This is a genomic window from Micromonospora sp. NBRC 110009, assembly GCF_030518795.1.
In the GTDB taxonomy this organism is placed as follows: domain Bacteria; phylum Actinomycetota; class Actinomycetes; order Mycobacteriales; family Micromonosporaceae; genus Micromonospora.
On sequence record NZ_CP130427.1, the window covers coordinates 4,219,137 to 4,236,193 of the forward strand.

At 75.6% G+C, this 17,057-nt stretch carries 22 protein-coding genes; 20 read left to right on the forward strand and 2 right to left on the reverse strand.

Features of this window, described 5'->3' with window-relative positions:
* The 8 genes from Q2K19_RS20235 to Q2K19_RS20270 all read left to right on the forward strand — a co-directional run bounded on the left by Q2K19_RS20235 (position 1) and on the right by Q2K19_RS20270 (position 7,583).
* Positions 1-300 (forward strand): DUF167 domain-containing protein, encoded by a 300-nt coding sequence (locus tag Q2K19_RS20235; RefSeq protein ID WP_302762922.1) that lies wholly within the window; start codon positions 1-3, stop codon positions 298-300.
* A gap of 22 nt (positions 301-322) precedes the next feature.
* Positions 323-1,825, forward strand: coding sequence for a potassium/proton antiporter (locus Q2K19_RS20240; RefSeq protein ID WP_302762923.1), 1,503 nt, complete (start codon positions 323-325; stop codon positions 1,823-1,825).
* Between the two features lie 223 nt (positions 1,826-2,048).
* Positions 2,049-2,468 (forward strand): TraR/DksA family transcriptional regulator, encoded by a 420-nt coding sequence (locus Q2K19_RS20245; RefSeq protein WP_046569752.1) that lies wholly within the window; start codon positions 2,049-2,051, stop codon positions 2,466-2,468.
* A gap of 68 nt (positions 2,469-2,536) precedes the next feature.
* A complete protein-coding gene (lspA, locus tag Q2K19_RS20250; protein WP_302762925.1) occupies positions 2,537-3,157 on the forward strand; it encodes a signal peptidase II in 621 nt (206 codons plus the stop codon).
* Positions 3,154-4,098, forward strand: coding sequence for an RluA family pseudouridine synthase (locus Q2K19_RS20255; protein WP_302762926.1), 945 nt, complete (start codon positions 3,154-3,156; stop codon positions 4,096-4,098). Before lspA ends, Q2K19_RS20255 begins: the two co-directional genes overlap by 4 nt.
* Positions 4,099-4,133: 35 nt before the next feature.
* The gene (locus Q2K19_RS20260; protein WP_302762927.1) at positions 4,134-5,009 is read left to right on the forward strand and encodes a hypothetical protein; all 876 of its coding nucleotides are present in this window, start codon (positions 4,134-4,136) and stop codon (positions 5,007-5,009) included.
* Positions 5,010-5,148: 139 nt separating this feature from the next.
* Positions 5,149-6,597, forward strand: a complete 1,449-nt coding sequence (locus tag Q2K19_RS20265; RefSeq protein WP_302762929.1) for an ATPase — start codon at positions 5,149-5,151, stop codon at positions 6,595-6,597.
* 47 nt (positions 6,598-6,644) lie between these two features.
* The gene (locus Q2K19_RS20270) at positions 6,645-7,583 is read left to right on the forward strand and encodes a DUF2567 domain-containing protein (protein ID WP_302762931.1); all 939 of its coding nucleotides are present in this window, start codon (positions 6,645-6,647) and stop codon (positions 7,581-7,583) included.
* Here the strand turns inward: Q2K19_RS20270 and Q2K19_RS20275 are convergent.
* Entirely contained in the window at positions 7,549-8,253 is a 705-nt protein-coding gene (locus tag Q2K19_RS20275; RefSeq protein ID WP_302762932.1) for an LON peptidase substrate-binding domain-containing protein, read from the reverse strand. The two genes, Q2K19_RS20270 and Q2K19_RS20275, sit on opposite strands and share 35 nt — an antisense overlap.
* Positions 8,254-8,360: 107 nt before the next feature.
* Here Q2K19_RS20275 and hisD point away from each other — a divergent pair, with 107 nt between their 5' ends.
* The 12 genes from hisD to hisF all read left to right on the forward strand — a co-directional run bounded on the left by hisD (position 8,361) and on the right by hisF (position 16,480).
* On the forward strand, positions 8,361-9,683 hold the full coding sequence (hisD, locus tag Q2K19_RS20280) for a histidinol dehydrogenase (RefSeq protein WP_302762934.1): 1,323 nt from the start codon (positions 8,361-8,363) through the stop codon (positions 9,681-9,683).
* Entirely contained in the window at positions 9,680-10,756 is a 1,077-nt protein-coding gene (locus Q2K19_RS20285; RefSeq protein WP_302762936.1) for a histidinol-phosphate transaminase, read from the forward strand. Before hisD ends, Q2K19_RS20285 begins: the two co-directional genes overlap by 4 nt.
* On the forward strand, positions 10,753-11,364 hold the full coding sequence (gene hisB, locus Q2K19_RS20290; protein ID WP_302762937.1) for an imidazoleglycerol-phosphate dehydratase HisB: 612 nt from the start codon (positions 10,753-10,755) through the stop codon (positions 11,362-11,364). Before Q2K19_RS20285 ends, hisB begins: the two co-directional genes overlap by 4 nt.
* Positions 11,364-11,537 carry a hypothetical protein gene (locus tag Q2K19_RS20295; RefSeq protein ID WP_302762939.1) on the forward strand — a complete coding sequence of 58 codons (174 nt, stop codon included), beginning with the start codon at positions 11,364-11,366 and terminating at the stop codon, positions 11,535-11,537. The genes hisB and Q2K19_RS20295 overlap by 1 nt, the downstream gene beginning before the upstream one ends.
* A complete protein-coding gene (hisH, locus tag Q2K19_RS20300; RefSeq protein ID WP_302762941.1) occupies positions 11,534-12,157 on the forward strand; it encodes an imidazole glycerol phosphate synthase subunit HisH in 624 nt (207 codons plus the stop codon). Before Q2K19_RS20295 ends, hisH begins: the two co-directional genes overlap by 4 nt.
* A gap of 25 nt (positions 12,158-12,182) precedes the next feature.
* Positions 12,183-12,506 (forward strand): hypothetical protein, encoded by a 324-nt coding sequence (locus Q2K19_RS20305; protein ID WP_302762942.1) that lies wholly within the window; start codon positions 12,183-12,185, stop codon positions 12,504-12,506.
* A 16-nt stretch (positions 12,507-12,522) separates the two neighbouring features.
* Entirely contained in the window at positions 12,523-13,251 is a 729-nt protein-coding gene (gene priA, locus Q2K19_RS20310) for a bifunctional 1-(5-phosphoribosyl)-5-((5-phosphoribosylamino)methylideneamino)imidazole-4-carboxamide isomerase/phosphoribosylanthranilate isomerase PriA (RefSeq protein ID WP_302762943.1), read from the forward strand.
* On the forward strand, positions 13,248-13,685 hold the full coding sequence (locus Q2K19_RS20315) for a RidA family protein (protein WP_302762944.1): 438 nt from the start codon (positions 13,248-13,250) through the stop codon (positions 13,683-13,685). Before priA ends, Q2K19_RS20315 begins: the two co-directional genes overlap by 4 nt.
* Before the next feature lie 81 nt (positions 13,686-13,766).
* Positions 13,767-14,213 carry a MarR family winged helix-turn-helix transcriptional regulator gene (locus tag Q2K19_RS20320; protein WP_302762945.1) on the forward strand — a complete coding sequence of 149 codons (447 nt, stop codon included), beginning with the start codon at positions 13,767-13,769 and terminating at the stop codon, positions 14,211-14,213.
* 5 nt (positions 14,214-14,218) lie between these two features.
* The gene (locus Q2K19_RS20325; protein WP_302772664.1) at positions 14,219-14,644 is read left to right on the forward strand and encodes an organic hydroperoxide resistance protein; all 426 of its coding nucleotides are present in this window, start codon (positions 14,219-14,221) and stop codon (positions 14,642-14,644) included.
* Positions 14,641-15,639 (forward strand): NADP-dependent oxidoreductase, encoded by a 999-nt coding sequence (locus Q2K19_RS20330; protein WP_302762947.1) that lies wholly within the window; start codon positions 14,641-14,643, stop codon positions 15,637-15,639. Before Q2K19_RS20325 ends, Q2K19_RS20330 begins: the two co-directional genes overlap by 4 nt.
* 73 nt (positions 15,640-15,712) lie before the next feature.
* Positions 15,713-16,480, forward strand: coding sequence for an imidazole glycerol phosphate synthase subunit HisF (hisF, locus tag Q2K19_RS20335; protein ID WP_302762948.1), 768 nt, complete (start codon positions 15,713-15,715; stop codon positions 16,478-16,480).
* Between the two features lie 66 nt (positions 16,481-16,546).
* Here the strand turns inward: hisF and Q2K19_RS20340 are convergent, their stop codons facing one another.
* Positions 16,547-17,008, reverse strand: coding sequence for a hypothetical protein (locus Q2K19_RS20340; protein WP_302762949.1), 462 nt, complete (start codon positions 17,006-17,008; stop codon positions 16,547-16,549).
* Between the last annotated feature and the right edge of the window lie 49 nt (positions 17,009-17,057).

The window sequence follows — 17,057 nt, forward strand, 5'->3', positions numbered from 1 at the left end:
ATGGACGCTCCGCTCACCGTCGCCGTACGGGTCAAGCCCGGCGCGTCCCGGGCCCGGGTCGGCGGTCGCTTCGACGGCCCGCACGGGCCGGCCCTGGTGATCGCGGTGAACGCGCCCCCGGTGGACGGCCGGGCCACCGAGGCGGCCCGGCGGGCCCTGGCCGACGCCCTGGGCGTCCGGCCGGCGGCGGTCTCCCTGCGCGCCGGCGCGGCCAGCCGCGACAAGCTCTTCCTGGTCGAACGACCGGCCGCCGGGCTGCCCGACGTGGTGCGTCGGCTGCGCGACGGATCGGCCGAGTGAGGACCGCGCGGGCCGGTCGCGGATGACGCCCGGGCTGGATCTCGGGCTGCTGCTCGGCGCGGCCGTCCTGCTGGTGGCGGTGGGCGCGGTGCGCTTCTCCACCCGGCTCGGGGTGCCGAGCCTCCTGGTCTACCTCGCGCTCGGGGTGGCGATCGGCGAGGCGGGCCTGGGCATCCGCTTCGACGACGTCGAACTGACCCGGGTCCTGGGCTTCTGCGCGCTCATCGTGATCATCGCCGAGGGTGGGTTGACCGCCCGGTGGAGCACCCTGCGCCCGGTGCTCGGGATGGCCGCCGCGCTCTCCACGGTGGGCGTGGTGGTCAGCATCGCGGTGGTCGGGGTCGTGGTGCACCTGCTGCTCGGCCTCGACTGGCGGCTGGCGCTGCTCTACGGCGCGGTGCTCTCCTCCACCGACGCGGCGGCGGTCTTCGCCACCCTGCGCCGGCTGCGCCTGCCGCCGCGCCTGGTGGCGACCCTGGAGGCCGAGTCGGGCATGAACGACGCCCCCGCGGTGATCCTGGTGCTGCTGCTCTCCCGGGACGTCGCCGCCGCCCACCCGTGGTGGTACGAGGTCCTCCTGGTCGGCTACGAGCTGGGCGTCGGCGCGGCCGTCGGGGTGGCCGCCGGCATCACCGGCCGGTACGCCCTGCGCCGCGCCGCGCTGCCCTCGGCCGGCCTCTACCCGATCGCGGTGGTCGGCTTCACCGTGCTGGCGTACGCGGCCGGCTCGGTGCTGCACGCCTCCGGCTTCCTCGCCGTCTACGTCGCCGGGGTGCTGCTCGGCAACGCGCGGCTCCCGCACCGGCAGGCGATCCTCGGCTTCGCCGACGGGCTGGCCTGGCTGGCGCAGATCGGCCTCTTCGTCCTGCTGGGGCTGCTGGTGTCGCCGAGCCGGCTGGGCGACGCGGTGCTGCCGGCCGTGGTGACCGGGCTGGCCCTGCTGCTGCTGGCCCGGCCGCTGTCGGTCGCGGTCGCCGCGCTGCCGTTCCGGTTTCCCCCGCGCGAGCAGCTCTTCCTCTCCTGGGCGGGGCTGCGCGGCGCGGTGCCGATCGTGCTGGCCACCATCCCGCTCTCGCTCCGGGTGCCGGGCGCGGACCGGCTCTTCGACGCGGTCTTCGTGCTGGTGGTGATCTTCACTCTGCTCCAGGCCGGGACGCTCGCCCCGGCGGCCCGCCGGCTCGGGGTCACCGCGCCGGCCGAGGCGGCGGAGATCCGGGTGGAGACCGCCCCGCTGGAACGGATGCGGGCCGATCTCCTCCAGATCGAGGTGCCTCCGGGGTCCCGGCTGAGCGGGGTGCACGTGGACGAGCTGCGGCTGCCGGTGGGCGCCTCGGTGACCCTGGTGCTGCGCGACGGCGCGGGCTTCGTGCCGGGGCCGGACACCCGGCTCAAGGTGGGCGACAGTCTGCTCATCGTGGCCACCGCCGAGACGCGGGACGAGGCGGAGCGACGGCTGCGCGCGGTGAGCCGCCGGGGCCGGTTGGCCCGATGGTTTGGCGAGTACGGCGAGGACCGGGACGCTTGATCTGCTAGCGTTCCCTTTGCCCCAATTGGTGGCTGTTCGGGGCTGAAACACGGTGCTACGGTGCGGCACGTTGTCGGACGCCTGTACGTTCCGTATCCTTGCCACCCTCCGGAGTGCGCGGCCTTTCTGGCCCCGCGCCCGTTCTGTTCGTGGGGGACGCCGAGGCGGGTGCCCCTGCCCAGGCACCGCCGACCGCCGCGGTACGCGGCCGAGGGAGCTGACGATGGCGAAGCCAGCCGACACCAAGACCGCCGGCCGCAAGCCGGTGGCGAAGGCCACCCGCAGCGCGGCGGAGACCGAGAAGATCCGGGCCGCCCTGGCGGCCCGACGGGACGAGCTGAATGCCGAGTACGATCAGACGCTGAGCGAGATCACCGAGCTGCAGCGCGACCGGCTGACCGACTCGGCCGGGGACGACCAGGCCGACACCGGCACCAAGACGTTCGAGCGGGAGCAGGAGATCTCCCTCGCCAACAGCATCAAGGAGCGGATCACGCAGGTCGAGCGCGCGCTGGAGCGGCTCGACGAGGGCGGCTACGGCTGGTGCGAGCGGTGCGGCAACCCGATCCCGGTGGAGCGGCTCGCCGCGTTCCCGTCGGCCACCCTCTGCGTGACCTGCAAGCAGCTGGAGGAGCGGCGCTGAGGTCGGTTCCCCAGCGGCCGTAGGTCAGCCGGTGCGGAGCACCGGCTGAGAGCGTCGATGGGGAGCAGATGACCGCAGCACCGCCCGCCGGGTCCGACACCGTCGAGTCGGGTGGCCGGACGCCCCGCCGCAAGGCGGTCGGGGTCCTGCTCACCGTCGCCCTGGTCGCGCTCGCCGCCGACCTGGTGACCAAGCAGCTCGCCCTGTCGTCGCTCACCGGCCGGGGCCCGGTCTCGCTGCTCGGCGGCAGCGTCTACCTCACCCTGACCCGTAACAGCGGCGCGGCGTGGAGCATCGGCGCCGAGCACACCTGGGTCTTCCCGCTGATCACCATCGGCGTGATCACCTGGATCGGCTGGATGGCGCTGCGGCTGCGGTCGCTGCCCTGGGCCGTCTCGCTCGGACTGGTGCTGGGCGGCGCCCTGGGCAACCTGTCCGACCGGATCTTCCGGGCCCCCGGGCACTTCGTCGGCCACGTGGTCGACATGGTCAGCCTCTTCGACCCGTACGGGCAGGTCTGGCCGGTGTTCAACCTGGCCGACAGCTCCCTGGTCTGCGGGGTGCTCCTCGCGGTGCTGCTGGAGCTGACCGGCCGGCAGCGCGACGGCAGCCGGGCCGGCGCCGAGCGGGACCGGGCCGGGGAGCCCACCGGGGCGAGCCCCGACGGCGAGTCCCGGGGGCGGGCGTGACGTCCGCGTTCGCCGCCGGCGGCGACCACCGTTCCCTGCCCGTCCCGGACGGCCTCGACGGCATGCGCCTGGACCAGGCCGTCGCCCGGCTCTTCGGGCTCTCCCGCACCGCCTCGGCGGGGCTCGTCGACGCCGGGGACGCGCTCGTCGACGGGGTGGCCCGACCCAACTCGCACAAGGTCAAGGCGGGTTCCTGGCTGGAGGTCACGCTGCCCGCGCCGGCCGCCCCGCCGACCGTGGTGCCGCAGGCCGTGCCGGGCCTGACCGTGGTCTACGCCGACGACGACATCGTGGTGGTGGACAAGCCGGTCGGGGTGGCCGCCCACCCCAGCCCCGGCTGGACCGGCCCGACGGTGATCGGTGGGCTGGCCGGGATCGGCCACCGGATCTCCACCAGCGGCGCCGCCGAGCGGCAGGGCGTGGTGCACCGGCTGGACGTGGGCACCACCGGGGTCATGGTGGTGGCCAAGAGCGAGCAGGCGTACACGGCGTTGAAGCGCGCCTTCAAGTACCGCGAGGTGGAGAAGCGCTACCACGCCGTGGTGCAGGGCCACCCCGACCCGCTGCGCGGCACCATCGACGCGCCGATCGACCGGCACCCGCACCACGACTACCGCTGGGCGGTGGTCTCCGGCGGCAAGCCGAGTGTCACCCATTACGACACCCTTGAGGCGTTCCCGGCGGCCAGCCTGCTCGACGTGCGGCTGGAGACCGGGCGTACCCACCAGATCCGGGTGCACTTCTCCACGCTGCGGCACCCCTGCGTGGGCGACCTGACCTACGGCGCCGACCCGACCCTGTCGGCCCGGCTCGGGCTGGCCCGGCAGTGGCTGCACGCCCGCTCGCTGAGCTTCCTGCACCCGCGCACCGGCGACGAGGTCACCTTCGTCAGCGAGTACCCGGACGACCTGGCCCGGGCGCTGGAGATCCTGCGCGACTGACGCCGCCCGACCGACCGTCCGACGAGGGAAGCACCGTGCCCGCCGAGCTACCGCCGCGCCCGTCGCGGTCCGCCGCGCTCACCTGGATCGCCCTCGCGTGCGCGCTGGTGGTGCTGGTGGTCGTGGTCGTGCAGCGGCGCGACGAGCCGGCGGGCGACCGGACCGTGGGCGAGGTGACCCGGGTCGGCGTGGCCGACGGCGACCCCATCCCGGGCTACCTGCGGGCCGCGGCGGCCGAGCTGACCGGGCTGGCCGCGCCGGCCGGCCCGGGGCCGGGCGACTACGCCCTGGTCTCCTTCGCCGCGTACCTGACGCCCGCGCAGGCGGCGACCGCGCTGGGTGCCACACCCGCCTCGGCGGTGGTCGCCCGGGTGCCGCTGCCCGGCCGGCAGACCGAGATCGTCCGGATCGCCGTGATGCGGGTCCCCGACGACGTGATCGCCGGCATGGCCGAGGTGGCCGCGCGCAAGGACCGGGAGGCCGCCGACTACCGGACCCGGGCCGCCGCCCCGGCGGCCTCCGCCGATCCCGAGCTGCGCCGGGTGTACGCCACCGGCGCGGCCGTCTCGGCCCGGGAGGCGGCCGCCTACCGGGCTGCCTGCGCCTGCGTGTACGCCGCGGTGGTCCGGGACGCCCCGGCGGCGCTGCGCGCCCTGGCCGGCCGCCCCGGCGTCCGCGTGGTCGACCCGGCACCGGAGGTGACGCGGCTGGACCGCACCGTGTTCACCCCGCCGCTGCCGGAGCAGCGGGAGGTGGCCCGACCGCCGGCCGACAGCGCGCTGGCCGAGCCCGCCGGCGGCCCCGGGATGGGCGATTCGTCGGAAGCCGCACCGACGGTGAGCGGATCCTCACCGGCCGCGGGCGCGGCCCCGGCCGCCCCCGGATCGCCGAATCCGGCTCCCACCTCCTGAGACATTCCGTCGGCGGGCCGCTGCCCGAATCGACCGTGAGGAGAGCCACCGGGGGGATGTGCGGATAGGGGTGTGGTCCGAATAGGGTTTCGTTCGTAGCCTGTCAGGCGGAGATCGATGGGCTGGGGAGGACGAAGCCTTGGACGGCAGCGAGACCGGCTGGAGTCGGCAGGCTGAGCCGGCACCGCGGTGGCGGGCGCTGCTCGACCGGGCCCGGCTCAGCGGCCGTGGCGCGGAGCAGACCGAGGCGGAGCGCCACGCCGACGAGCCGCCGCCCGTCGTGCCGCTGCCCCGGCGCGGCGCCGGCACCGGCTGGACTGGCCGGGCGTCGGCCCCCGACCCGCCGGGCGACCGGTCCTACGGCGCGGAGCCGGCCTACCGGGTCGAGGCGAGCTACCGGGTGGAGCCGGCCTACCGGGCCGAACCGGGCTACGGCGGCGAGCCGGCCTACCGGGCGGAGCCCGCCTACCGCGGCGAGCCGGACCACCGTGCCGAGCCGTCCTGGCGGGCCGAGCCGACCTACCGGAGCGAGCCGGAGCAGCCGCAGCCGGAGCCGCGCGGCCGGGGCACCGCCTCCGTCGAGTCCCGCTACGCGCTGCTCGACAACGGCGGCTACCGGCCCGAGCCGCCCCCGGCGGAGTCCCGCTACGCACTGCTGGAGCGGGGCCGCTACCAGCCGGACTCCCTCGCGCCGGCCGAGCCGGCCTACCCGGAGCCGGCCGCGCCGGTCCCGGCCTATTCGCCGGCCCGCGTCGAGTGGCGCGCCCCGGAGCCGGACAATGAGCTGGAGCGGGCCGCCGGCGTCCTCCGCCGCGAGCTGGGCGGCCCCCGGGTGCTCGCCTTCGCCAACCCCAAGGGCGGCGTGCACAAGACCACCGCCACCGTGCTCGGCGCGGCCACCGTCGGCAGCGTCCGCGGGCGCGGCGTGCTCGCCTGGGACGACAACGAGCTGCGCGGCACCCTCGGCCTGCGCGCCGGCAGCGCCCGGCACGCCCGCACCATCCGGCACCTGGTCCAGGACCTCGCGCAGATCGAGATCCTGGAGGGCAACACCCTGCTCGAGCACCTCGACGACTACCTGCGGCACGCCTCCGACGGCTCGTACGACGTGCTCGCCGGCGAGGAGAGCCCGCGGTTCGCCCAGCGGCTGGACCAGTTCACCGTCAAGCGGGTGCTGGAGCTGCTGCGCCGCACCCACGAGGTGGTCTGCGTGGACACCGGCAACAACGTGGAGAGCCCGAACTGGCGCACCGTCATGCAGGCCGCCGACCAGCTGGTGGTCACCACCGTGCCGCGGGAGGACGCCGCGTTCAGCGCGGACTGGATGCTCGACCTGCTGCACGAGGTGGGGATGGGCGAGCTGGCCGACAACGCGGTGACCCTGATCTCCTGCCCGACGCCGGGGCGCAGCCCGCTCCAGGACGACCTGGAGCGGCACTTCGCCACCCGGACCCGGGCGGTCGCGGTGGTGCCCTACGACCCCGCGCTGGAGACCGGCTCCTCGATCGAATACCACCAGCTCCAGGCCGAGACCCGACAGGCGTGGCTCAGGGCCGCCGCGGTGATGCTGGAACCGTTCACCCGCTGACCGCCACCGCCGCCCCGCGGCCGCCCGCCGCCTGAGAGGATCACCGGGTGAGTCCGGACACCCCTGATCCCGAACGGGCCGCCGACCGTCCCGGCGAGCCCGGTGCCGCCGACCGCCCGTCCGGCGGCCCGGAGCCGTCCCCGAGTCCCGCCCCGGAGGCCGGCCCACCCGCGCCGGCCGGCACCGGGCGTCCGGCCGGCTCCGACCCGGCCGGGCCGGATCTGCCCGACTGGCCGGCGGGTCTGCCGGTGCCGGCCGGCACCCCGGTCACCGCGCCGGGCGCGGACCCGCTCGCGGGGTACCCGGGGGTCGCCGGCCCGGCGACCGTCCCGGTTCGTCGCCGGGGCCGGGCGCGGGCGGTCGGGACCACCCTCGTCGTCGCGCTGCTGCTCAGCGCGCTCGGTGCGCCGCTGGGGCTGCTCTGGGCCGGCGTGGCGCCGGACACCCCGGTGCAGAAGACCGCCGAGGGGGCGATCTACGCCACCACCCAGCCGGAGCAGCCGATCGCCGCCGACGGCTGGTTCAGCCTGCTCGGGCTCGGCTTCGGGGTGCTCGCCGCGATCGCGCTCTGGTTCGTGCTGCGCCGCCGCCGCGGCCCGCTCGGCCTGCTCGCCGGGGTGCTCGGCGGCCTCGGTGCGGCGGTGGTGGCCTGGCAGGTCGGCCGCCGCATCGGGCTCGGCACCTACCACCGGCTGCTGGACACCGCGCCGGACGACACGCTCTTCGGCAAGCCGGCCGACCTGCGCGCGGGCGGGGTGGACTGGTTTCTCGGCGTGCTCCCCGTGCCGCACGGCGACCTGCTGCTGCCCGCGTTCGGCGTGGCCGTGACGTACACCCTGCTGGCCGGCTGGTCGCGGTGGCCGTCGCTGCGCCCGGAGCCGGAGCCCGACGGCCCGTGGCCGCCGGCCGGTCCGGGGTTCGGTGGCGGCTGGCCGCCGGCCGGCCCGGGGATCAGTTCGGCACCGGGGGACCGGCCAGCTCGCTGAGCGGCACCGGGACGGCCCGGACCTGGCGCAGCAGGGCGGTCTCCCGGTTGAGCAGGCGCAGCTCGGCCCGGAGTCGGGCGGCGGTGTCGTCGATGGCGAGCAGCCGCTGCCGGTCGGCGACGGTGAGCGCGGCGGTCGCGGCGACCAGGTGCGACAGCACGGTGGGATCCTCCGGCAGCTGCTCGGAGATCTCCTGCGGGTCGGGCCGGACCAGGCCGAGGTACTGGCGGAACACCGAGATCACCCGGGCGGCCAGCAGCTCGGCCACCTCGTCGGTGCCGGCCGGCTCCGGCAGCCACTCCACCGCCGCGGTCAGGTACGGCGCGGCGCTCTCCTCGACCTCGGCGATCCGGAACCGCCGCCGCCCCACGGTGACGATGTCGAACCCGCCGTCGGCCAGTTCGGTGACCTGCCGCAGCTCGGCGGTGCAGCCCACCTCGTGCAGCGTGACCTCCCCGCCGCCGAGGGCCGGCCGGCCCGGCGGCCCGGCCGGGGCGACCTCCCAGCCGGCTTGGATCGCCACCACGCCGAACTCCCGGGGCGCCCCCTCGGGCAGCCCGACCAGGTGGCGCACCAGCGCCCGGTAGCGCTCCTCGAAGATGTGCAGCGGGAGGACCAGCCCGGGGAAGAGGACCGTCCCGAGCGGGAACACCGGCAGCCGTGCGGTCACGGGTCCGAGGGTATCCCGACCGTGCCCGCGCGGCGTGTCCCGGCTCACCGTCCCGGCCTACGGGCGGCGCGGGCCTGCTCCGGGGCGGGCGGCCTAGACTCGCAAGGGTGCTGAATCGGATCGACCTGCGCGGCGGGGTGCCTGACCCGCGCCGCCTGCTGCCCCGTGCCCAGCTCGACGTCTCCGTGGCCGTCGAGAGGATCCGCCCCCTCGTGGAGGCGGTCCGGGAGCATGGGTACCCGGCGATCCGGGAGGCGAGCGAGCGGTTCGACGGCGTCTCGCCGGAGCACCTGCGGGTGCCGGTGGAGACCATCCGGGCCGCCGAGGGCAGCCTCGACCCGCAGGTCCGGGCCGCGCTGCTCGAGTCGATCAACCGGGCCCGCAAGGTGCACGCCGACCAGCGCCGCACCGACCACACGACCAAGGTGGTGCCGGGCGGCACGGTGACCGAGCGCTGGGTGCCGGTCGACCGGGTCGGCCTCTACGTCCCCGGCGGCCTGGCCATGTATCCGTCGACCGTGGTGATGAACGTGGTCCCGGCCCAGGCGGCCGGGGTGCGCTCGCTGGTGGTGGCCAGCCCGCCGCAGCAGGACAACGGCGGCCTGCCGGACGAGCGGGTCCTGGCCGCCTGCGCGTTGCTCGGCGTCGACGAGGTCTACGCGGTCGGCGGCGCCCAGGCGGTGGCCATGCTGGCCTTCGGCGCGACGGTCGGCCCGGCCGGCGCCGAGCGCTGCGAGCCGGTCGACATGATCACCGGCCCGGGCAACATCTGGGTCACCGCCGCCAAGCGCCTGCTGCGCGGGGTGGTCGGCATCGATGCCGAGGCCGGACCCACCGAGATCGCCATCCTCGCCGACGACACCGCCGACCCGGCGCACGTCGCCGCCGACCTGATCAGCCAGGCCGAGCACGACCCCCTCGCGGCCAGCGTGCTGGTCACCCCGTCGCCGGCGCTCGCCGAGGCGGTCGACGCGGAGCTGGTCCGGCAGGTGCCGGCGGCCAAGCACAGCGAGCGGATCGCCACCGCGCTCGGCGGTGAGCAGAGCGGCGTCGTCCTGGTCGACGACCTCGAGGCGGGGCTGCGGGTGGTCGACGCGTACGCGGCCGAGCACCTGGAGATCCAGACCGCGGACGCCCGGGAGTGGGCGCTGCGGGTGCGCAGCGCCGGGGCGATCTTCGTCGGCGCCTGGTCGCCGGTGTCGCTCGGCGACTACTGCGCCGGCTCCAACCACGTGCTGCCCACCGGCGGCTGCGCGCGGCACTCCTCCGGGCTGTCCGTGCAGTCGTTCCTGCGCGGCATCCACCTCGTGGAATACAGCCGGGACGCGCTGCGCGAGGTGGCCCCGCACGTGGTCACCCTGTCCGGCGTGGAGGACCTGCCGGCCCACGGCCAGGCGGTCAGCGTGCGCTTCCCGGGGGAGCAGCCGTGACCACGCTGGACGACCTTCCGCTCCGCGACGACCTGCGGGGCCTGCAGCCGTACGGGGCGCCGCAGCTCGACGTGCCGGTCCGGCTGAACACCAACGAGAACTCCTACCCGGTGCCCGAGCCGGTGGTGGACGCGCTCGCCAAGGCCCTCGCGGCCGAGCTGCGCGACCTCAACCGCTACCCGGACCGGGACGCCGTGGCGCTCCGCGCCGACCTGGCCGGCTACCTCGGCCACGGGCTCACCGTCGACCAGGTCTGGGCGGCCAACGGCTCCAACGAGATCCAGCAGCAGCTGCTCCAGGCGTTCGGCGGCCCCGGGCGGACGGCGCTGGGCTTCACCCCGGCCTACTCGATGCACCCGCTGCTGGCGCTCGGCACCGGCACCGGCTGGATCCCCGCCACCCGCGGCGCCGACTTCGGACTCACCGCCGCCGACGCGGTCGCCCAGGTCCGTGCGCACCGGCCCGACGTGGTGTTCCTCTGCTCGCCGAACAACCCGACCGGGACCTCGCTCGACCCGGCCGTGGTCGCCGCCGTGCTGGACGAGGCGCCCGGCATGGTGATCGTCGACGAGGCGTACGCCGAGTTCGCCCGGCCGGGCACGGTCAGCGCGCTCGCCGTGCTGCCCGACCACCCCCGGCTGGTGGTCACCCGCACCATGAGCAAGGCGTTCGGCTTCGCCGGCGGGCGGCTCGGCTACCTGGCCGCCGACCCGGCGGTGGTGCAGGCGGTGCAGCTCGTCCGGCTGCCGTACCACCTCTCCGCGCTCACCCAGGCCGCCGCCCGTGCGGCGCTGGCCCACCGGGACGCCCTGCTCGGCACGGTCGCCGCGATCAAGGAGCAGCGGGACCGGATCGTGGCCGAGCTGCGGGCCCGGGGGCGCCGGGTCGCCGACAGCGACGCCAATTTCGTGCTGTTCGAGGTCGGTGGCGACCAGTCCGCCGCGTGGCGCACGCTGCTCGACGCCGGCGTGCTGGTCCGCGACGTCGGCCTGCCCGGCTGGCTCCGGGTCACCGCCGGCACCCCCGCCGAGACCGACGCCTTCCTGTCCGCCCTGGAGAAGCTTTCATCATGAGTCGCACCGCCCGCGTGGAGCGGATCACCAAGGAGACCAAGGTCCTCGTCGAGATCGACCTCGACGGCACCGGCAAGGCCGACATCGAGACCGGCGTCGGCTTCTACGACCACATGCTCAACCAGATCGCCCGGCACGGTGGCTTCGACCTGACCGTGCACACCATGGGCGACCTGGAGATCGACGCCCACCACACGATGGAGGACACCGCGCTCGCCCTGGGCGCCGCGTTCGACCAGGCGCTGGGGGACAAGGCCGGCATCCGGCGGTACGGCTCGGCCACCGTCCCGATGGACGAGGTCCTGGTCCGGGCCGCGGTCGACCTCTCCGGCCGGCCGTACGTGGTGCACGACGAGCCGGTGCTCGCGCCGTACATCGGGCCGGTCTACCCGACCAGCATGACCCGGCACATCTGGGAGTCGTTCGGCCAGGCGGCCCGGATCACCCTGCACGTGGACGTGCTTCGGGCGGCCCGTCCCGGCGGCCACCCGGACGCGCACCACGTGGTCGAGGCGCAGTTCAAGGCGGTCTCCCGGGCGCTGCGCGAGGCCAGCGGGCTCGACCCGCGCAACGCGGGCGTGGTCCCCAGCACCAAGGGCGCGCTCTGATGGGGGCGGCACTGCCGACGCTGCTGCTGATTCTGGCCGGTGTGCTGGTCGGCGGGACGTGGTCGTTGTACAAGCAGGGCGCCCCGCGTGCGGCGGTGGTGATCACCGGCCTGCTGGCCGCGCTGGCCACCGTCGGCGGGCTGCTCCGGCTGCTCCCCGGGGAGGGCGCATGAGCAAGCGCGTCGTCGTGATCGACTACGGATCGGGCAATCTGCGGTCGGCCGAGCGGGCCCTGGAGCGGGCCGGCGCCGACGTCACCGTGACCGACGACCTGGCCGCCGCCGCCGAGGCGGAGGGCCTGGTGGTGCCGGGCGTGGGCGCGTTCGCCGCCTGCATGGCCGGGATCGAGGCGCTGGGCGCCGGCCCGGTCATCGCCGAGCGGGTCGCCGCCAACCGGCCGGTGCTCGGCATCTGCGTGGGCATGCAGGTGCTCTTCGAGCACGGCGACGAGCACGGCGTGGTGACCAAGGGGCTCGGGCTGCTGCCCGGCGGGGTGACGAAGCTGCCCGCCGAGCGGCTGCCGCACATGGGCTGGAACACCGTCGACGCCGCGGCGGGCTCGGTGCTCTTCGCGGGCCTTCCCGCCGACGCCCGGTTCTACTTCGTCCACTCGTACGCGGTGACCGACGTGGCCGGGCTGGCCGCCGGCGGTGCCGCGGTCACCACGGCCCGGCACGGCGCCGACTTCGTCGCCGGGGTGGAGCGGGGGGCGCTCTCGGCGGCGCAGTTCCACCCGGAGAAGTCGGCCGACACGGGTGCGGTGCTGCTGCGCAACTGGCTCAGCACGCTGTGAGCGGGGCGCGCGTGCGGGGGGCGCGGTGAGCAAGGAGCGGGCCCGCCGGCGGGAGGCCCGCCAGGCCCAGGTGGCCGCCGAGCGGGCGGCGCGGGCGCGCCGGGTGGCCCGCCGGGAGCGGCGCCGGGCCGTGCTGCGCCGGCTGACGCCGACGCTGCGCCGCGGCCGGACCGGCCGGCTGCACCGGCACAGCCGGGGCGAGCGGGCGGCGATCGTGCTGCTCACCGGGGCGGCGCTGGCCGGCATCTGGAGTTTCGTCGACGACCTGGCGCTGCGGCTGGCGCTGGTCGTGCTGTTGCTGCTGGTCCTGCCGGCGATCGTGGTGATCGCCCTGGACCGTCGTACCTGAACCGAGGAGAAGAGCGTTGAGCCTCACCCTGTTGCCCGCCGTGGACGTCGCCGACGGCCAGGCCGTCCGGCTCGTGCAGGGCGCCGCCGGTAGCGAGACCGCGTACGGCGACCCGCTGGAGGCGGCCCTCGCCTGGCAGTCCGACGGCGCGGAGTGGATCCACCTGGTCGACCTGGACGCCGCCTTCGGCCGGGGCTCCAACGCCCACCTGCTGGCCGAGGTGGTCCGGCAGCTCGACGTGAAGGTCGAACTCTCCGGCGGGATTCGCGACGACGAGTCGTTGCAGGCCGCGCTGGGCACCGGGGCGGCCCGGGTCAACATCGGCACCGCCGCGCTGGAGGACCCGCAGTGGTGCGACCGGATCTGCGGCGAGTACGGCGACCGGGTGGCGATCGGGCTGGACGTGCGCGGCCGTACCCTCGCGGCGCGCGGCTGGACCCGCGACGGTGGCGACCTGTACGAGGTGCTGGCGCGGCTGGACAAGGCCGGCGCCGCGCGGTACGTGGTCACCGACATCACCAAGGACGGCACCATGCGCGGGCCGAACCTGGACCTGCTCCGCGAGGTCTGCGCGCGCACCGACGCGCCGGTGATCGCCTCGGGCGGCGTCTCCACCCTGGACGACCTGCGGGCCCTGGCCACCCTCGAACCGGTCGGCGTGGAGGGTGTGATCGCCGGCAAGGCGCTGTACGCGGGCGCGTTCACCGTCGCCGAGGCGCTGGCGACGCTGCGGGCCGCGGCGTGACCGCCGTCGCCGGCGACGGCTCCGGGCCGATGCCGGGTGGCGGCCCGATCGTCACCCGGCTCGGCTCGGGCGGGCCCTGGGAGGCCCGGTTCGGCTACTCGCGGGTGGTCCGGGTGGGGCCGCTGGCGCTCACCGCCGGCTGCACCTCGACGGTGGACGGCCGGGTGGCGCACGTGGGGGACGCCGCGGCGCAGACCGCCCAGGCGTTGCGGATCGGCCTGGCCGCGCTCGCCGAGGTGGGCGCCGAGCCGGCCGACGTGATCCGGACCCGGATGTACGTGACCGACCGGAGCTACGCCGACGAGGTGGGCCGGGCCCACAACGCGGTGTTCGGGGCGGTCCGGCCGGCGGCGACGATGGTGGTGGTGGCCGGGCTGATCGACCCGGAGCACCTGGTCGAGGTCGAGTTGGAGGCGTACGTCGGCGAGCGGTGACCCGGCCGCTCCCGGTGTGGGCGCGGCCACCCCGCGGCCGATTAGATTGTGCACAACTCAATTGGGCGCTACTGTTCGGGGGTGACCGATGACCTGGTACTGCGCCGGCAGGTGTGCTTCGCCCTCTACGCGGCGTCGCGCGCCCTCACCGACGTCTACCGGCCCATCCTCGACGAGCACGGCCTGACCTACCCGCAGTACCTGGTGCTGCTGGTGCTCTGGGAGCGCGGCGACGACGCGCCCACGGTCTCCGAGCTGGGCAACCGGCTCCGACTGGACTCCGGCACCCTCTCCCCGCTGCTGAAGCGGCTGGAGTCCGCCGGCCTGGTGGTGCGAACCCGCTCCCCGCGGGACGAGCGCCGGGTCGAGGTGGGCCTCACCGCGCCGGGCCGGGCCCTGCGGGAGCGGATGGACGAGGTGCCGCGACGGGTGGCCCGCGCCACCGGCCTCACCGAGGCCGAGCTGGTCGGCCTGCGCGACACCCTCACCCGGGTCACCGAGACGATCCACCGACAGAAGGAGCAGTGACCACCATGCAGGTGCTCTACACCGCGTCCGCGCGGGCGACCGGGGACGGCCGGGACGGCCGGGTCCGCACCTCCGACGGCACCCTGGAGCTGGACCTGGCGATCCCGAAGGAGATGGGCGGCGCCGGTGGCGCGGCCAACCCCGAGCAGCTCTTCGCCGCCGGCTACGCGGCCTGCTTCCACTCGGCGCTGCGACTCGTCGCCCGCAAGGCCAGGGCGGACGTCTCCGGCTCCGTCGTCGAGGCCGAGGTGGGCATCGGCCCGAACGGCAGCGGTGGCTTCGGCCTGACCGTCACCCTCGTGGTGGACCTGCCCGCCGTCGAGCGGACCGCCGCCGAGCAGCTCGTCGCGCAGGCCCACCAGGTCTGCCCGTACTCGAACGCGACCCGGGGCAACATCGAGGTCGCCCTCACCGTCCGGGAGTCGCGGTGACCACCAACCGGGAGATCCACCTGGCCTCGCGCCCGCAGGGCTGGCCGACCGGGGACAACTTCCGCCTCGTCAACGCCGAGGTGCCGACGCCGGGCCCGGGCCAGCTCCTGGTCCGCAACCAGTTCATGTCGGTCGACCCGTACATGCGCGGCCGGATGAACGACGTGAAGTCCTACGTGCCGCCGTTCCAGCTCGACGCCCCGCTCGACGGCGGCGCGGTCGGCGAGGTGGTGGCCAGCGAGGCCGACGGGTTCCGGCCCGGCGACACCGTGCTGCACGGTCTGGGCTGGCGCGAGTACGCGCTGCTCGACGCCAAGGCGGCGCGCAAGGTCGACCCGACCCTCGCCCCGGTCACCGCCTACCTCGGGGTGCTCGGCATGACCGGGCTCACCGCGTACGCGGGCCTGCTCGACGTGGCCGCCATGCAGCCGGGCGAGACCGTCTTCGTCTCCGGCGCGGCCGGCGCGGTGGGCAGCATGGTCGGCCAGATCGCCAAGCTGCGCGGCGCGGCCCGGGTGGTCGGTAGCGCCGGCTCGCCGGCCAAGGTCGAGCGGCTCCGGGCGCTCGGCTTCGACGCCGCCTTCGACTACCACGACGGCCCCGTCAGGGACCAGCTCAAGGCCGCCGCCCCGGACGGGATCGACGTGTACTTCGACAACGTCGGCGGCGAGCACCTGGAGGCCGCCATCGGGGCGATGAACCTGCACGGCCGGGCCGCCATCTGCGGCATGATCGCGCAGTACAACGCCACCGAGCCGCCGGCCGCCCCGCGCAACCTGGCGCTGCTGATCGGCAAGCGGCTCACCCTGCGCGGCTTCCTCGTCGGCGACCACGGTCACCTGCGCGAGCAGTTCGTCCATGAGACGGCCGGCTGGCTGCGCGACGGGAAGATCTCGTACGACGAGACGGTGATCGACGGCATCGAGAACGCCCCGGAGGCGTTCCTCGGCCTGCTGCGCGGGGAGAACCTGGGCAAGATGCTCGTCCGGGTGTGACCCCGGACTCGTTCGCGGCGGTCGGCCCGCTCGGGTCGGCCGCCGTGCCGCGCCCGTTGGATAGGCTCGCGACATGACGGTGGCGGTACGGGTGATCCCCTGTCTGGACGTGGACGCCGGGCGGGTGGTCAAGGGGGTCAACTTCCTCGACCTGCGCGACGCCGGCGACCCGGTCGAGCTGGCCGCGGCCTACGACCGGGCCGGCGCGGACGAGCTGACCTTCCTCGACGTCACCGCCTCCGCCAGCGACCGGGGGACCATGCTCGACGTGGTCCGGCGCACCGCCGAGTCGGTCTTCATCCCGCTCACCGTCGGCGGCGGCATCCGCCGGGTCGCCGACGTCGACACCCTGCTGCGGGCCGGCGCGGACAAGGTCGGGGTGAACACCGCCGCGATCGCCCGGCCGGAGCTGATCGCCGAGATCGCCGACCGGTTCGGCCGGCAGGTGCTGGTGCTCTCCCTCGACGTGCGGCGCGCCCCGGCGGGCACCACGCCGAGCGGCTTCGAGGTGACCACCCACGGCGGCCGCCGGGGCACCGGCCTCGACGCGGTGGAGTGGGCCCGGCGCGGCGCCGAGCTGGGCGCGGGGGAGATCCTGCTCAACTCGATGGACGCCGACGGCACCAAGACCGGCTTCGACCTGCCGCTGATCCAGGCCGTCCGGGAGGTCGTCGACGTGCCGGTGATCGCCAGCGGCGGCGCCGGCGCGGTGGCGCACTTCCCGCCGGCCGTCGGCGCGGGCGCCGACGCGGTGCTCGCGGCCAGCGTCTTCCACTTCGGCGAGCTGACCGTCGGCGAGGTCAAGGACGCCCTGCGCGGCGCCGGCCACCCGGTCCGCTGACCGGCCCGCCCGGCACCGACCGGGCCGGGTGCAGGATCGCCCCGGACGGCACGACGCGCGACCCGGTCAGGGCCGGCCGGAGTTGCCCTCCGGGGAGCGACGCGGCATCGGGATCGAGCGAACCACGTACTCCTGCACGGCGGCGGCGTGGTCGTCCTCGTCCAGGCTCCAGTCGGCCTCACCCGGCGTGTGCCGCCGGATCAGCGCGCCCTGCACGGTGTCCACCATGGTCCCCACCCCGGCGCTCGGCCGGGTGCGCCAGAGCTGCTCGCCGTCGGGGGTGATCCGGAACCAGCCGTCGGAGACGGTGACCAGGCCGGCCCCGACGAGCCGCCGGACCGCGGTCTCCACCTCGTGCCGGTCGGGGATGGCCCGATTGAGGTGATCGGCGGTGGACAGCACGTCAGCCAGGCGGACCCCCTCGGGCCGCCGGGTCGCGGCCGACCGGCGGTGCCGGCCGGCGCCGCTCGCGATCACCAGTGAGACGAAGATCCAGGCGTCGGTCCAGCGCCATCCGTTCTCCCCCATGAACGAATGATGCCCGGCGTCGACGGCGGAGAAAACACCCGCTTTCGCC

Coding starts and splice junctions, on each gene's coding strand:
- Q2K19_RS20325 (WP_302772664.1), top strand. CDS start 14,219: ATGCAGGTGCTCTACACCGCGTCCGCGCGGGCGACCGGGGACGGCCGG.
- hisH (WP_302762941.1), top strand. CDS start 11,534: ATGAGCAAGCGCGTCGTCGTGATCGACTACGGATCGGGCAATCTGCGG.
- Q2K19_RS20235 (WP_302762922.1), top strand. CDS start 1: ATGGACGCTCCGCTCACCGTCGCCGTACGGGTCAAGCCCGGCGCGTCC.
- hisB (WP_302762937.1), top strand. CDS start 10,753: ATGAGTCGCACCGCCCGCGTGGAGCGGATCACCAAGGAGACCAAGGTC.
- Q2K19_RS20245 (WP_046569752.1), top strand. CDS start 2,049: ATGGCGAAGCCAGCCGACACCAAGACCGCCGGCCGCAAGCCGGTGGCG.
- hisF (WP_302762948.1), top strand. CDS start 15,713: ATGACGGTGGCGGTACGGGTGATCCCCTGTCTGGACGTGGACGCCGGG.
- Q2K19_RS20340 (WP_302762949.1), bottom strand. CDS start 17,008: ATGGGGGAGAACGGATGGCGCTGGACCGACGCCTGGATCTTCGTCTCA.
- lspA (WP_302762925.1), top strand. CDS start 2,537: ATGACCGCAGCACCGCCCGCCGGGTCCGACACCGTCGAGTCGGGTGGC.
- Q2K19_RS20295 (WP_302762939.1), top strand. CDS start 11,364: ATGGGGGCGGCACTGCCGACGCTGCTGCTGATTCTGGCCGGTGTGCTG.
- Q2K19_RS20240 (WP_302762923.1), top strand. CDS start 323: ATGACGCCCGGGCTGGATCTCGGGCTGCTGCTCGGCGCGGCCGTCCTG.